This is a genomic window from Rhizobium sp. 18065 (assembly GCF_902706095.1).
GTDB lineage: Bacteria > Pseudomonadota > Alphaproteobacteria > Rhizobiales > Rhizobiaceae > Allorhizobium.
On record NZ_CACSJP010000005.1, the window covers coordinates 115613 to 130241 of the forward strand.

14 protein-coding genes are annotated in these 14629 nt (G+C 61.2%); 5 read left to right on the plus strand and 9 right to left on the minus strand.

The window, feature by feature from the left end:
* Positions 1-2: 2 nt before the first annotated feature.
* From der to GVK95_RS13660, 3 genes are all read right to left on the minus strand, one after another.
* Positions 3-1421 carry a ribosome biogenesis GTPase Der gene (der, locus tag GVK95_RS13650; RefSeq protein WP_159950507.1) on the minus strand — a complete coding sequence of 473 codons (1419 nt, stop codon included), beginning with the start codon at positions 1419-1421 and terminating at the stop codon, positions 3-5.
* 38 nt (positions 1422-1459) lie between these two features.
* The gene (locus GVK95_RS13655; RefSeq protein WP_159950509.1) at positions 1460-2131 is read right to left on the minus strand and encodes a tetratricopeptide repeat protein; all 672 of its coding nucleotides are present in this window, start codon (positions 2129-2131) and stop codon (positions 1460-1462) included.
* 107 nt (positions 2132-2238) lie between these two features.
* Complete coding sequence (locus GVK95_RS13660) at positions 2239-2817, minus strand: NnrU family protein (RefSeq protein WP_159950511.1); 579 nt, start codon at positions 2815-2817, stop codon at positions 2239-2241.
* Between the two features lie 126 nt (positions 2818-2943).
* Between GVK95_RS13660 and GVK95_RS13665 the strand changes: the two genes are divergently transcribed.
* On the plus strand, positions 2944-4002 hold the full coding sequence (locus GVK95_RS13665; RefSeq protein ID WP_159950513.1) for a polysaccharide deacetylase family protein: 1059 nt from the start codon (positions 2944-2946) through the stop codon (positions 4000-4002).
* A gap of 34 nt (positions 4003-4036) precedes the next feature.
* Here the strand turns inward: GVK95_RS13665 and sbmA are convergent, their stop codons facing one another.
* On the minus strand, positions 4037-5314 hold the full coding sequence (sbmA, locus tag GVK95_RS13670) for a peptide antibiotic transporter SbmA (RefSeq protein ID WP_159950515.1): 1278 nt from the start codon (positions 5312-5314) through the stop codon (positions 4037-4039).
* 131 nt (positions 5315-5445) lie between these two features.
* Entirely contained in the window at positions 5446-6633 is a 1188-nt protein-coding gene (locus GVK95_RS13675; RefSeq protein WP_159950517.1) for a YbfB/YjiJ family MFS transporter, read from the minus strand.
* A 181-nt stretch (positions 6634-6814) separates the two neighbouring features.
* On the opposite strand from GVK95_RS13675, the gene GVK95_RS13680 reads away from it, so the two are divergent.
* Positions 6815-7045: a hypothetical protein gene (locus GVK95_RS13680; RefSeq protein WP_113141939.1), complete on the plus strand. Its 231-nt coding sequence runs from the start codon at positions 6815-6817 to the stop codon at positions 7043-7045.
* A 64-nt stretch (positions 7046-7109) separates the two neighbouring features.
* On the opposite strand, the gene GVK95_RS13685 is transcribed toward GVK95_RS13680, so the two are convergent.
* The 4 genes from GVK95_RS13685 to GVK95_RS13700 all read right to left on the minus strand — a co-directional run bounded on the left by GVK95_RS13685 (position 7110) and on the right by GVK95_RS13700 (position 9694).
* Positions 7110-7487 carry a transcriptional regulator gene (locus tag GVK95_RS13685; RefSeq protein ID WP_159950519.1) on the minus strand — a complete coding sequence of 126 codons (378 nt, stop codon included), beginning with the start codon at positions 7485-7487 and terminating at the stop codon, positions 7110-7112.
* Positions 7487-7768, minus strand: a complete 282-nt coding sequence (locus GVK95_RS25285; protein ID WP_244618766.1) for a DUF6516 family protein — start codon at positions 7766-7768, stop codon at positions 7487-7489. Before GVK95_RS25285 ends, GVK95_RS13685 begins: the two co-directional genes overlap by 1 nt.
* A 78-nt stretch (positions 7769-7846) precedes the next feature.
* Positions 7847-8599, minus strand: coding sequence for a type I methionyl aminopeptidase (map, locus tag GVK95_RS13695; RefSeq protein ID WP_159950523.1), 753 nt, complete (start codon positions 8597-8599; stop codon positions 7847-7849).
* A 48-nt stretch (positions 8600-8647) separates the two neighbouring features.
* Entirely contained in the window at positions 8648-9694 is a 1047-nt protein-coding gene (locus tag GVK95_RS13700) for an LLM class flavin-dependent oxidoreductase (protein ID WP_159950525.1), read from the minus strand.
* A 230-nt stretch (positions 9695-9924) separates the two neighbouring features.
* Between GVK95_RS13700 and GVK95_RS13705 the strand changes: the two genes are divergently transcribed.
* The 3 genes from GVK95_RS13705 to xdhB all read left to right on the plus strand — a co-directional run bounded on the left by GVK95_RS13705 (position 9925) and on the right by xdhB (position 14594).
* On the plus strand, positions 9925-10698 hold the full coding sequence (locus tag GVK95_RS13705; RefSeq protein WP_159950527.1) for a 3-hydroxybutyrate dehydrogenase: 774 nt from the start codon (positions 9925-9927) through the stop codon (positions 10696-10698).
* An 87-nt stretch (positions 10699-10785) separates the two neighbouring features.
* The gene (gene xdhA, locus GVK95_RS13710) at positions 10786-12255 is read left to right on the plus strand and encodes a xanthine dehydrogenase small subunit (protein ID WP_159950529.1); all 1470 of its coding nucleotides are present in this window, start codon (positions 10786-10788) and stop codon (positions 12253-12255) included.
* 2 nt (positions 12256-12257) lie between these two features.
* On the plus strand, positions 12258-14594 hold the full coding sequence (gene xdhB / locus GVK95_RS13715; RefSeq protein WP_159950531.1) for a xanthine dehydrogenase molybdopterin binding subunit: 2337 nt from the start codon (positions 12258-12260) through the stop codon (positions 14592-14594).
* Positions 14595-14629 lie beyond the last annotated feature (35 nt).

A 14629-nucleotide genomic window follows, 5' to 3' on the forward strand; every position in this document is an offset into this window, starting at 1 on the left:
TGTCAGCGTTTGCGCTTGCGGTTCTCGAACGGGTTGTCGCTCGCCTTGAAATGGATGCGGATCGGAACGCCCGGCATCTCGAAATCATTGCGCAGACCATTCGTCAGGTAGCGGATATAGCTTTCCGGTACCGCTTCCGGCCGCGTGCAGGAAATCATGAACGCCGGCGGACGAGCCTTGATCTGCGTCATGTATTTCAGCTTCAGGCGACGGCCGGAGACTGCCGGTGGCGGATGCTGGATCTGCTGCGTGTCCAGCCAGCGGTTCAGTTTGGCGGTCGAGATGCGGCGGTTCCAGACGCGGTCCGTATCGATGACGGCCTGCATCAGCTTGTCGAGGCCATAGCCCGTCTGGCCGGACATCGGCACGGCACGAATGCCGCGCGCCTGCGCCAGAAGACGATCGGTCTTCTCGCGCAATTCGGCCAGAACGGCCTGCGGATCCTCGACCAGATCCCATTTATTGAATGCGAGAACCGCAGCGCGGCCTTCGCGGATTACCAGATCCACCAGTTGCAGATCCTGCTTTTCGAACGGAATGGTCGAATCGAAGACGATCACCACGGTTTCGGCAAAGCGGATCGAGCGCAACGCATCGGCAACCGAGAGCTTTTCAAGCTTCTCCTGGACGCGCGCCTTCTTGCGCATGCCGGCGGTGTCGAACATCTTGATCATCCGTCCGCGCCAGTCCCACTCGACCGAGATGCTGTCGCGGGTGATGCCGGCTTCCGGTCCCGTCAGCAGACGGTCTTCGCCGAGAAAACGGTTGATCAGCGTCGACTTGCCGGCATTCGGGCGGCCGATAATGGCCACGCGCAGCGGCTTGCTGTCGTCGTATTCCGGCTCATAGTCGTCGTCGAAGTCCTCTTCGCCACGCAGGTCGACATCGGTTTCCGGCTCGTCGATTTCTTCCGGGAAGGCAACGTCTTCGCCGATCGCCTCGACGATGGCATCGCGCAGATCGATCATGCCCTGGCCATGTTCGGCCGAAATCGGAACAGGTTCGCCAAGCCCGAGCGTATAGGCGTCGTAGAAACCGCCATCGGAGCCCTTGGCTTCCGACTTGTTCGCCACCAGCACCACCGGCTTGCCACGGCGACGCAGCAGTTCGCCAAACGTCTTGTCGAGCGGCGTCAGGCCGAATTTGGCGTCGACCACGAACAGCGTCAGGTCCGCGTCGTCGATCGCCAGTTCGGTCTGGGCGCGCATGCGGCCCTCGAGCGTATCGGGACCGGTCTCTTCGAGACCTGCGGTATCGATGATGGTGAAACGCAGGTCCACGAGCTTGGCATCGCCCGGACGCCGGTCGCGGGTGACCCCTGGCGTGTCATCGACAAGCGCCAGCTTCTTGCCAACCAGACGGTTGAACAGCGTCGACTTGCCGACATTCGGGCGCCCGACGATGGCGACGGTGAAACTCATGAAACTTCGTCCTTCCGGGCGCGTACGCCCAAGCTGGCTTACGGCGCCTTGCCGGAAGCCGTGATGTTGTCGAGAAGCATCTGGGCGCGGTTCGCAACATTGCGCGGCGCCTCGGAATCCTCGGTGATCTGTTCGAACCATTCGCGGGCCCGGGTCATGTCGCCAGCCTTGTAGGCAGACAGACCAAGTGCTTCGCGTGCGCCATGGCGCAGGGCATTGGTCGGCGTTGCCATGGCTTCAACCTCGGCCGAAACCTGTTCATAGGTACCGGCATCGACCAGCAGCCAGGCGGCACGGATCTTCGCCGTATTGCGGATGATCTCCGGAACCGATGTGTCCTTGCTGATCGCCTGGAAGGAAGCCACGGCTGCAGCCTGGTCGCCCTTCTGGCCGAGAACCGTTGCTGCCCGGAAACGGGCGAGCACGCCGTAAGCGCCGTAGCCGTCCTGCTCGAGCGCCTTCAATGCAGCTTCCGCCTCATCGTTCTTGCCCTGATCCGCAAGGCTGAGTGCTGCCAGGAACTTGTCGCCGGCATCCGAAGCCTGGGTCGAGTGCCAATGGTTCCAAACCCGATGACCGGCCGTGCCGACAACGATCAGCACCGCGGCGGCGATGATGAACCGGCTGTAGCGCTTCCAGGCATTGCGCACCTGGTCGGAGCGCAGCTCCTCGTTCACTTCGCGGATAAAGCTGTCGTTGTTGTCAACCATACTCATTCCCGGACGCTGCCGGCCTTTCCATGCATTTCACTGCGTGAGCGGCCTTCTAACCGATTTTTGCCCGCTTGTAAGGGGAAAACCGTCAAAAGGCTTAAGGCTCACATGGCAAGCGGTGCAACACCGATCAAGATCTCGTGCAGCCAGAAGGTGATCAGCGCCCAGAGCGCAACGCCGCCGACCACGGCATAGGCGTCGAACCGGGTCGAGACGAAGGCCTGCGGCGTGATCTCGCCGGCGCGCAGGCGGCGCTTGTAGTTGATCCGCAACACGACGCCCCAGGCGAGAAACGCGACAAACAGCAGGACTGAACGCAGATCACCGTTCGACAGCAGATGCGCCAGCGCCCAGATTTTCACCGTCAGCACCATCGGATGCTTGGTCTTCATGGCGATGTGACCGGCCGGCAGCAGGCCGGCAACCAGACAGATCGTGGCAAACAGCATCAGCGTGACGGTGAGATGGTTCATGCCCATCGGCGGGAACCACAGATTGACGATCGGTGCAGCCGCATAGCCCCAGACCAGCACGGCAAGCGACCCGATGCTCAGGACTGAATGCAGCCCGCCCCATCCGCCGCGGCCCAGTTTCGCAATCATCGCCTGGCGAAAGCCCGGAACGACGACGCGGATCATGTGCACGCCGATGAACAGGATGATACCGAGAATCAGGAGCGTCATCTGCGAAAACCTTTCGATTGATAATGGCAAAGCCATACTGGTCCGGACGGTGAAATTCCAGTCCGTTCAAAGCTTCGCCGCATTTGAATGAGAGGACGCCTGCTTTGATTTTCGTCAGGCCAAAGCATGTTGCGTTCGATTTTCGCCCTTTCCCTTGCGCTCTCAGCATCCATCGCCGTTGCCGAGCCGCATGGCCCTGCGACAATCGGCCCAGTATCGGGCGTCAAACCAGGTGTCGCGCCAACTGTCTCAGGGGGCGCGCAAAAGCCGAAGCAATTGCTGCTCATCTCCTTCGACGGCGCCCATGACAACCGGCTCTGGGAACGCAGCCGCGCCATTGCAAAGCGCTCCAATGCCCGGTTCACCTATTTCCTCTCCTGCACGACCCTGATCCCGCGCGCGCGCGCCAGCACTTACAAGGCTCCCGGCAAGAAGGCCGGCCGCTCCAATATCGGCTTTGCACCCACTGTCGCCGATGTGACGGCGCGGCTCGATAATGTCTGGAGCGCCCATCTGGAAGGCCATGAGATCGCCAGCCATACATGCGGTCATTTCGACGGCAAGGACTGGTCCAAGCAGGACTGGCTCACCGAGATGGCAACATTCGACCGTGTGCTCACTAACGCCTGGAAAGACAACGGCCTGTCCGATCGCGAACCGGCTGCCTGGGCGGAATTTGTCGCAAAGGGTATCGTCGGCTTCCGCGCACCCTATCTGTCGGCGCCCAAAAGCCTTTATGAAGCCGAGCGGGAACATGGCTTCCGCTATGATGCCAGCCCCGTCACCCGCGATCCGCTCCTGCCCACTCTCGAAGGATCCGTGACACGCTTTGGCTTGCCGCTGATCCCGGAAGGCCCCAGACAGCGCCGCATCGTCGCGATGGACTACAATCTCTTCATCCGCCATTCCGCCGGCATCGACCATCCGAGCAAGGCGGCCGAATTCGAGGCGCGTAGCTATGACGCCTTCCGCGCAGCCTTCGACAGACAGTATAACGGCGATCGCGTCCCCCTGCAGATTGGCCTGCATTTCGTCGAGATGAACGGCGGCGCCTATTGGGCTGCGATGGAAAGGATAGTCGGTGAGGTCTGCAACATGCCGGACGTCGCCTGCGTCACCTACGCCGAAGCGCTCGACTTGCTGAAAAAGCAAAGTGGCCGGGAACCGGCCACTTCGTCATTTTGAAACGCAGATTGCGCAATGGTCGACCGCCCCCGGATCAGGGACGGTTCGCCCCCATCTCGCCCTCATCGGCTTCACGCTCCAGATAGCGCTGATCGATCTCCGGCAACGGCTCGTTGTCGATTGCCGCTTCGAAAGCGCGCAGACGCTTGTGAATCGATAGAAGCTCGACGATCGTCGGCCAGACATTGACCAGATACTGGAACGAGTTCGACACCTGCCCGAAGGCCGTGGCGATCTGCTGATAGATACCATAGGTGATCTTCACGGCGACGATGGTCGGCACCAGCATGAAAATCAGGAACAGCGCGTCGGCCTGACCGTAGAAGGAACGTGCCAGGTTGAAATACGTGTAGTGGAAATACAGCCGGAAATAGTTTTTCCGGACATTGGAGAACAGTTCCGCGATGGTCAGCGGCTGGGCCCGGTTGGCATTGTCCTCGCCATAGACGAGTTCCTTGCGGTAGGCTGCCTCGACCCGCTGGTTGCGGAATTCCAGGCCCGGAAGCTTGATGCCGACAAGTGCCAGAAGTGCTGTTCCGAACACCGACCAGATCAAGGCAAGCCAGAACAGGCTGTGCGGCACGGCTCCGATGATCGGCAACTCGGTGACGTAGCTGGACAGGACGAAGAGGATCGGCAGGAAGGCGATGAGGTTCATCACCGCATCGATCAGGCTGACGCCGAGCCCCTCGAAGGTCGAGGCAAAGCGCATCGTATCTTCCTGGATACGCTGAGACGCACCTTCGATATGCCGCAGCTTCTGCCACTTCGACATGTAATATTCGTTCATCGCGGTGCGCCAGCGGAAGATGTAGTGGCTGACGAAGAAGCGGACGATGACAAACACGAAGACGTTCAGGAATGCGATGCTCCAGAACGTGATCATCAGGCTGTAGAAGTCCCCCGTCGTGATCCCCGGCTTGCCCTGCAGCGCATTCTGCAGCAAGTCACCGAAGGGCCGGCGCCAGTTGTTCAGCAGAACCGAGACCTGCACGTCGAAATAGGTGGTGAAGATGATGAACATCGTGCCCCAGATCGACCAGAACCGCCACGGGTGATCCTTGGCGTAGAACTGCCAGAACAGGCCGAAGGCGAGCGACCAGACCGCAGCGTATATATAGAACCACAAGTATGAGTTCGTCAGGAAGAAGCTGAGGTTGATGATCGGCTCGGCGTCGGCCGGCGGCGGCGGCAGGCCAATGGCTGTGCCCATCTGCTCGCCGAAGAAATACCAGACGAGAACAGAAAGAAGGGTCCAGACAACGAAGGATGAAAAGAACAGTTTGGGCTTCGGGAAGAAGGATTGAAACACGGAAGGCTGCTTTCGTGAGGTGTCGGGACAGTCTTGGAGGTCGGCCGAACCTAGGGCAGAACCTCAACGCCAGCAATGCCATCGCCTAAATGTGGCGGAATTACCCGCAGCTATTCACAGTTACCAAACCTTCATTTTTCAGCACGCCGGAGAACCAGCGGCAGCACCAGCAGCAAGGACACAGCCAGCACGGCCGCCGCCACCAGCGTCGGCGCGGCAAAGCTGCCACTACGCTCTGCCAATGTGCCGGCAACGATCGGACCAATGATCTGGCCGATGCCGAAGGCAGCGGTCATCATCGCCAGCGCCCGGCGCGGACTGCCGGGTGCCAGCACCCGGCCTAGCCGCAGACCATAAGCGGTGACGATCATGAATGTCAGACCGAGCAGCAAGCCTCCAACCAGTGGCGCCACCGATACCGGCAAGGCAACTGTTGCCGCCACTCCCAGCGACTGGATCAGCAGCGCCGCGCCATAGGCAGCAAACAGACCGATCCGCACCATTACCGGTCGCCAGAGAAAGAGAGAGGCGGCAGCGGCAAGCCCGGTCACGAACCAGGTGAGAAACTCGACGAAAGGCCCGGCATTGGACATGCGCGCCATGGCGACGATGAAGGTAGCCGTGACCACATATCCGAAGCCGAACAGCCCATAGGACAGGGTCAACAAGACCAGCGGCCGACGCCAGACAAGCCGTGGCTCTGCGGCAGGCCCGCCTGCTCGCGACGGCGCATGCGGAAGCAGCCACCAGACAATCGCGACAAGCAGCAGCGTCACGCCGGCGCTATAAAGCCAATCAAGCCGCCAGGGCGCCGAACCCGAATGGCTAAGCTTCGAGGCGATAAAGACGACGAGTGAGGAGAGTGCGATGCCAAGTCCCACACCGCCGAAATGCAGGGCCTGGGCAGGTTCGCTGCCCCGCGCCGCGGCATGCGCCAGCACGATCGACGAAATGAAGATCATCGAAAAGGCACTGGCTACGCCGGCGGCGAAGCGGATGAGGATAAAAACCAGAACATCGCTGGTCAGGCCCATGGCCACCAGCAGCAAAGAGCTCGCAACGAGTGCGACAAGGCCGATTGCCCGCTCACGCCCGGAGGCCCAACCATAGGCAGCGAGCACCGCTCCGACGAGATAACCGACAAAATTGCCCGCGGCGATCAATCCTGCATCCGAAGAAGACAGCGGCAGGCCGCTGATCATGCCCGGCAGGATCGGCGTGAAGACGAAGCGTCCGAAGCCCATGGCGGCTGCCATGGCCAGTGCCCCGGCGACGGCTGTCTTGGCGAGATTGACGTCTTTTGGACTTTTATCATGCATGGCGCCGCTTATCGCATTGCACAAAGTCAGCGACAAACAAGTATTGCTGATGCCATGCTTCACAGACTTGAATGCGGCAACCGACAGGCGGCCGGTGTTCGCAACAGCAGTTTCGCAAACACCGGCTTGCTCTTGTGGCAGAAATCGCTAGTGGAGAGGCAAATATCCAAGGAGCACCACCATGAGCGACCTGACCCTGCAACAGGCGATCGACAACATCTACGTGTCGATCAACAAAGACAATGAAGACCTGGATCTCCACGTCGCCGCCCTCAAGGCCGCCATGGCAAAGGAGGGCGTCAAGGAAGCCGTCTTCGAACCGGCAAAGCTTGCCCAGTCCAACCGCCAGGGCCGCAAGATCATGCAATCCTTCTTCCGCAAGAAGGGCATATCGATCAGTTTCTCAGCCTGAGGCAGACAAATGACGCCGGCGGGCAAACCGTCGGCGAACGCCCGCGAGCACCTGCTCACAGCGGTCAGGCAGCAGCAGCCTTCAGGACGAAGTCAGCCTCTATTTCCTCGAAAGGCACGAGAATCTTGCCGGCAGCGTCGCGGCTGACAAGTCCCCATTCCTCCAGCGCGACAACATCCTCATGCACGCGCTTGACGTCACGTTCCAGTGCGCGTGCAAGGCCGCGGATACTGACCGGGCCAATCGCCTGTAAGCGTTCGATCAGTTCCCAGCGTCTGGGTGAGATCACGGAAAAGAGTTGTGCGGGAGAGCTGAATGTCAGGACAGCCGCGGGGTTCTGAACCTCGCCGGAATTCCATGCTGCGGCAAAACCCTGTCCCATCGCCCGAAGCGCTGTGATCTCGTCATCGTTCTGGCGAATTTGGATAACGGCGCGTTTCATCACGGCATCCTCCTTGTCACTTCCATCAGAAAATCAGCGATCAATTGATCGACATCGGTAAAAGCATAGGGCTTTTCGACGCCGTCCAGATGGCAATGATCACCCTTTCCACGCTCATTGTCGAAGCCGACGATCCGCTTGCCTTTGTGGCCGAAGAAAAGTCGATACTTGAAGGAATGCAGGCTTCCGGGAACCGGCTGGGGAATTTTCCAGACGATCATCTCGACAATGGAGCCGTCCCGCAAAACCCGCTTTTCGTGAAACAGCTTCTCGGCCCTCATGTTGGCATTGTCGCCAACAATAAGACCGTTGTCAATAACGCCAACAGATGAGCTGCGCAAACACGCAGCGGTCGTTGATCAATCGGCCAGCGTCAGCACCAGCGGACCATTGCGGGTCACCACGATCGTATGCTCGAACTGCACTGTCGGAGCACTGGGTTCGCTGAACAAGGTCCAGTTGTCCTTGTCGCCGTCCTCGGCCCAGATGCCACCGAGCGACAGGAAAGGCTCGATGGTAAACACCAGCCCCTCCTCCATGATCCGCGTCTCGTCCGGATCCGGCCAGGTCGATAGCTCCTTCGGCTCTTCGTGCAGCGAGCGGCCGACGCCGTGGCTGGCCAGGTTCTGGATCAGCGTGTAGCGGTTCTTCTTGGCAAACGCCCCGATCGCATTGCCGATATTGGCCATCGGCTGGCCGGTCTTGACCTGATTGAGCCCGACCCACAGCGCCCGCCTGCCATCGCGCAGCAGACGTTCGATCTTCGCCACACCCGGCGGCACGATGAAGGACGAGCCGGTATCGCCAAAGAAGCCGTTCTTTTCCGCCGACACGTCGATATTGACGAGGTCACCGGCCTTGATGATTCGATCGCCGGGAATGCCGTGGGCGACCTCTTCATTGACACTGATGCAGGTCGCACCGGGAAACTCGTAGCAGAGTTCCGGCGCCGACCGCGCGCCATTGTCTTCAAGGACCTTTCGTCCGATCAGGTCCAGCTCGCGTGTCGTGATCCCCGGCTCAAGCGCCGCCGCCATGGTTTTCACGGCAACGGCGCACAGGCGCCCGATGTCTTTCAGATGGGTCAGTTCGTCATCGTTTTGAACGATCATCTTGGTCTCTCAGCCGCAAGCGGCGCACAATTGTCGAAGTCCGGCTGATTACGCAGCCGAAGCCTTCGACGTCAACGCCTGACGCACCAGCGGCGCGACTTTTGTGCCGTAAAGCTCGATGCCATGCATGATATCCTTGTGCGGCATCGGGCCGATCGCCATCTGCAGCAGGAAGCGGTCGTTCTTGAAGATCGCGTGCTGGGCGACAATCTTTTCCGCCATGGTTTCCGGATCGCCGACGAAAAGCGCACCGCGCGGTCCGCGCGACGCATCGAACTGCGCCCGGCTCGTCGGTCCCCAGCCGCGCTCGCGGCCGATGCGATTCATCACCTCGGCCTGCGGCGCGTAGAAGATATCGGCGGCCGATTCGGTCGTGTCATGGACGAAGCCATGCACATTGATGCTGGTTTTCAGCGTGGCGGCATCGACACCGGCCTTGGCGGCACTCTGCCGATAGAGGTCGAAGAGCGGCGCGAAACGATGCGGTTCGCCGCCGATGATGGCGAGCGCCAGCGGCAGGCCGAGATAGCCGGCGCGCGCCGCCGACTGCGGCGTACCGCCGATCGCGATCCAAAGTGGCAGCGGATCCTGCAGCGGACGCGGATAGACGCCGCGCCCCTTGATCGGCTTGCGCGTCTCGCCTTCCCACGTCACCACCTCGTTCTCGCGGATTTCCATCAGCAACTGCAGCTTTTCGGCAAACAACAGGTCGTAGTCTTCGAGTTCATAACCGAACAGCGGAAAGCTTTCGATGAAGGATCCACGGCCCGCCATCATCTCGACGCGACCGTTCGACAGCAGATCGACAGTGGCAAACTGCTGGAACACGCGCACCGGATCGTCCGAACTCAGCACAGTCACGGCGCTGGAGAGGCGAATGTTCTTCGTCTGCACGGCCGCCGCCGCCAGGATCGTGGCCGGAGACGACGCCATATAGTCCGGCCGGTGATGCTCGCCAAGACCGAAGACATCGAGGCCGACGTCATCGGCCAGCTTGATCTCCTCGAGCAATTCATCCACGCGGCGCTTGGCCTCGGCACCCTTGTTGGCCGCATTCGGATCGACGTCTGCAAATGTATAAAGGCCAAGTTCCACGATGATGCTCCGATGACGTTTGTATGTGACTGACATAGGGTTTTTCGATGCGGCGGCAAAGAGGCCCGCATCGAACACTGTGTCGCATTTCCGGTGTGCGGCGACCCGGACCTTGCCGGCCTGCGGCAAAACGTCGTTGCGCGGGAACTTCCTTTGGGACTAACCTTTGTCTTCGCGGGCGCAACAAACGCCCGTCATCCATCGGCATTCGTCGAAAAGGGATCAATCTGATGAAAAGAACAGTCGTCGTAACCGGCTCCACCAGCGGTATCGGCCTGGGCATCGCCCGTGCCTTCGCCGCCAATGGCGCCAATGTGGTGATCAATGGCTTCGGTGATGCAGCCGAAATCGAGAAGATCCGCCAATCGCTGGAAATAGCCGGCGGCAAGGCGCTCTATCATGGCGCAGACATGTCGAAAGCCGCCGAGATCGCCGACCTGATCGCCACGGCGGAGCGCGAATTCGGCTCGGTGGACGTACTCGTCAACAATGCCGGAATTCAGCATGTCGCCCCGGTCGAGGAATTCCCGATCGAGAAATGGGACCTGATCATCGCCATCAACATGTCGAGCGCCTTCCACACGATTCGCGCCGCCATCCCCGGCATGAAGGCCCGCAAGAAGGGCCGTATCATCAACATCGCCTCGGCCCACGGTCTCGTCGCCTCGCCCTTCAAGTCCGCCTATGTCACCGCCAAACACGGCGTCCTCGGCTTGACCAAGACGGTGGCGCTGGAAACCGCCCGTGACGGCATCACGGTGAATGCGATTTGCCCCGGCTATGTGCTGACGCCGCTGGTCGAAAAGCAGATACCCGACACCGCCAAGGCGCGTGGCATCTCCGAGGACCAGGTGAAGAACGACGTCATGCTGCATCTCCAGGCGACCAAGGAATTTGTCGAAGTGGACCAGGTCGCAGCACTCGCGCTCTACCTTGCCAGCGACGCAGCAGCCCAGGTCACCGGTACTTCAATCTCGATCGATGGCGGATGGACAGCACAATAGACTTGAAAGATCGCGCTGCGCCGCCCACCATCCGGAAGGGGCGCAGCGCGGTTCGCGCGCGCACATCTAAGGGGACAGTGGTCGTTTATGGCAGATAGCATCCGTTTCATTCTGAATGGCGAGGACATCGCCCTTTCCTCCGTCGATCCGACAGAGACGCTGCTTGACTTCCTGCGCCTGAAGCGCCGGCTGACCGGATCGAAGGAAGGTTGCGCCGAAGGCGATTGCGGTGCCTGCACTGTGCTGGTCGGTCGGCTGGTGGCAGGCAGGCTCACTTATGAAACGGTCAATGCCTGCATCCGCTTCGTCGGCTCGCTCAACGCCACCCATGTCGTCACCGTCGAACACCTGGCAGCGAAGGACGGGACGCTGCATCCGGTACAGCAAGCCATGGTCGACTGTCATGGCTCGCAATGCGGCTTCTGCACGCCGGGTTTCGTCATGTCGCTCTACGGTCTGTGGCTGGCATCGGAAAACCCCGGCCGGGCCGAGATCGAGCGCGCCCTGCAAGGCAATCTCTGTCGCTGCACCGGCTACGAGCCGATCGTCAAGGCGGCAGAACTGGTTGCCCGCATGCGCCCTTCCGCGCTGTTCGACCCGCTGGAGCGCGAGCGCGCCAATATCGTCGCCCGACTTGAGGGACTGACGACCCGCGAGACGATCCTGATTGAAGGTGACGGCCGTCAGCTGATCGTTCCGGGCAGCGTCGAAGCACTGGCAGAAACGCTCGCGGCCCATCCCAAGGCCACCATCGTCGCCGGCGCGACTGATGTCGGCCTCTGGGTTACCAAGCAGATGCGCGTGCTCGACCCCGTCGTCTTCATCAACCATCTCCACGAACTGCAGGATGTGAGCGTCGACAACAGCGGCATCACGCTCGGCGCCGGTGTCAGCTACAGCACCGCCTTCGAAACGCTGCGCCAGGAAATCCCGGCATTCGCCAGGCTTATTACCCGCATCGGCGGCCAGCAGGTGCGCAACATGGGCACCATCGGCGGCAATGTCGCCAACGGCTCGCCGATCGGCGACACGCCGCCCGTGCTGATCGCCCTTGGTGCGACCGTCACCCTGCGCTCGGCAACGGGCATCCGCACCCTGCCGCTCGAGGATTTCTTCATCGACTACGGCAAGCAGGACCGCCAGCCGGGTGAATTCGTCGAACGCCTCTTCGTGCCGCGTCCCAAGGCCGAGAGCGCCCTTGCCATCTACAAGATCTCCAAGCGCCGTGACGAGGACATTTCGGCGCTGTGCGGCGCCTTCCATATGGAGCGCGACGCCACCGGCATCGTCACCCATATCCGCATCGCCTTCGGCGGCATGGCGGCAACCCCGAAGCGGGCAAGGTCTGTCGAGGCGGCGCTCTATGGCAAGCCCTTCACCCAGGCCGCAGTAGACGCCGCCCGCAACGCCTTCGACCGCGACTACCAGCCGCTCACCGACTGGCGCGCCACGGCGGAATACCGCCAGTTGACGGCAAAGAACCTGCTGACGCGGTTTTTCCTGGAGGTGTCGGGCACGCCGCAGGAACTGCAGCGATTTGCAGCGGAGGAGGCGTGACGATGGATAAGCCGACCTACGAAACCACCAAATACATCAAGGGTCCGATGCACCAGTCGCTGCGCCATGATTCTGCGCATAAGCATGTCGCCGGAAGTGCCGAATATATCGACGATATTCCCGAACCCGCCGGCCTTTTGCATGGTGCGCTTGGCATGGCGGACCGCGCCCATGCAGACATTCTTTCGATCGATCTCTCGGCGGTGAAGGCCCATCCCGGCGTCGTCTGCGTGCTGACTGCAGACGACATCACCGGCGTCAACGACGTCTCGTCCGGCGGTCGCCATGACGAGCCGCTGATCGCAACCGACCGGATTGAGTTCCACGGCCAGACGATCTTTGCCGTGATTGCCGAAACCCGCGACGCGGCCCGCAAGGCAGCCCGTCTCGCCAAGGTCGAATATGCCGACCTGCCCTTCTGGACTGATATCGACGGCGCGCTGGATAACGGCGCCGCCCTCGTCACGCCCGGCATGACTCTGAAGCGCGGTACGCCGGAGACGGAACTGGACAAGGCCGAACACCGCATCAAGAGCACGATGCGCATCGGTGGCCAGGAGCATTTTTATCTCGAAAGCCACATCGCGCTCGCCATTCCCGGCGAAGACGACGAGGTCACCGTCTGGTCCTCGACCCAGCATCCGTCCGAGATCCAGCATATCGTCGGCCATGTGCTCGACATTCCATCCAACGCCATCACCGTCAACACGCGGCGCATGGGTGGCGGCTTCGGCGGCAAGGAAACCCAGGGCAACCAGTTTGCAGCGCTAGCCGCACTCGCGGCCAAGAAGCTTAATCGCGCGGTGAAATTCCGTCCCGACCGCGACGAGGACATGGGCGTCACCGGCAAGCGCCACGATTTCAAGATGGATTTCGACGTCGGCTTCGACGGCCAGGGCCAGATCCATGCAATCGAGGCCAATTTCGCCGCCCGCTGCGGCTATTCCTCGGACCTCTCCGGCCCGGTCACCGACCGCGCGCTGTTTCATGCCGACAGCAGCTATTTCTACCCGCATGTGAAACTGACGTCGCAGCCGCTGAAGACCCATACGGTCTCCAACACCGCCTATCGCGGCTTCGGCGGCCCTCAGGGCATGCTCGGTGCGGAACGAGTGATCGAGGAAATCGCCTATGCGCTGGGCAAGGATCCGCTCGATGTGCGCAAGGCCAATTTCTACGGCGAGAATGGCTCTGGCCGTGATGTCACGCCCTATCATCAGGTCGTCGAGGACAACATCATCGGCCGCATCGTCGAGGAACTGGAAACCTCGGTCGACTACCGCGCCAGACGTCAAGCGATCATCGAATTCAACAGCACAAGCCCGGTGATCAAGCGCGGCATTGCGCTCACCCCGGTGAAATTCGGCATCTCCTTCACCATGACCGCCTTCAACCAGGCCGGCGCGCTGGTGCATGTCTACCAGGATGGCTCGATCCACCTGAACCACGGCGGCACCGAGATGGGCCAGGGCCTCTACACCAAGGTAGCCCAGGTCGTCGCCGACGCCTTCCAGGTCGATATCGACACCGTGAAAATCACCGCGACCACAACGGGCAAGGTGCCGAACACCTCGGCGACGGCGGCCTCCTCCGGCTCTGACCTCAACGGCATGGCAGCCTTCGATGCCGCGCGGCAGATCAAGGATCGCCTGGTCGCCTTCGCCGCCGAGAAATATCAGGTCGCCGCGTCCGAGGTGGAATTTCTGCCGAACCGCGTACGCGTCGGCACACAGGAATTTGCCTTCGGCGACTTCATCAAGCAGGCCTACTTTGCCCGCGTCCAGCTCTCGGCCGCCGGCTTCTACAAGACCCCGAAGATCCATTGGGACCGCGCCGCCGGACGCGGCACGCCGTTCTACTATTATGCCTATGGCGCTTCCTGCTCGGAAGTCTCGATCGACACGCTGACAGGCGAATACCTGATGGACCGCACTGACATCCTCCACGATGTCGGAAAATCGCTCAATCCTGCGATCGACATCGGCCAGATCGAGGGCGGCTTCATCCAGGGCATGGGATGGTTGACGACGGAAGAACTGTGGTGGGATGGCAAGGGGCGCCTGCGCACCCATGCCCCTTCGACCTACAAGATCCCGCTGGCCTCCGACCGGCCGAAGATCTTCAATACCCGGCTGGCCGACTGGTCAGTCAATGCAGAACCCACCATCGGCCGCTCCAAGGCGGTCGGCGAACCACCGTTCATGCTGGCAATTTCTGTGCTGGAAGCCCTGTCGATGGCCGTCGCCTCCGTCGCCGATTACAAGCTCTGCCCGAGGCTGGATGCCCCGGCCACGCCGGAGCGCGTGCTGATGGCTGTGGAACGGTTGAAGGGAATGTGATGCCGCACCAGCATGTGCCGGAGTTCAACTGGATC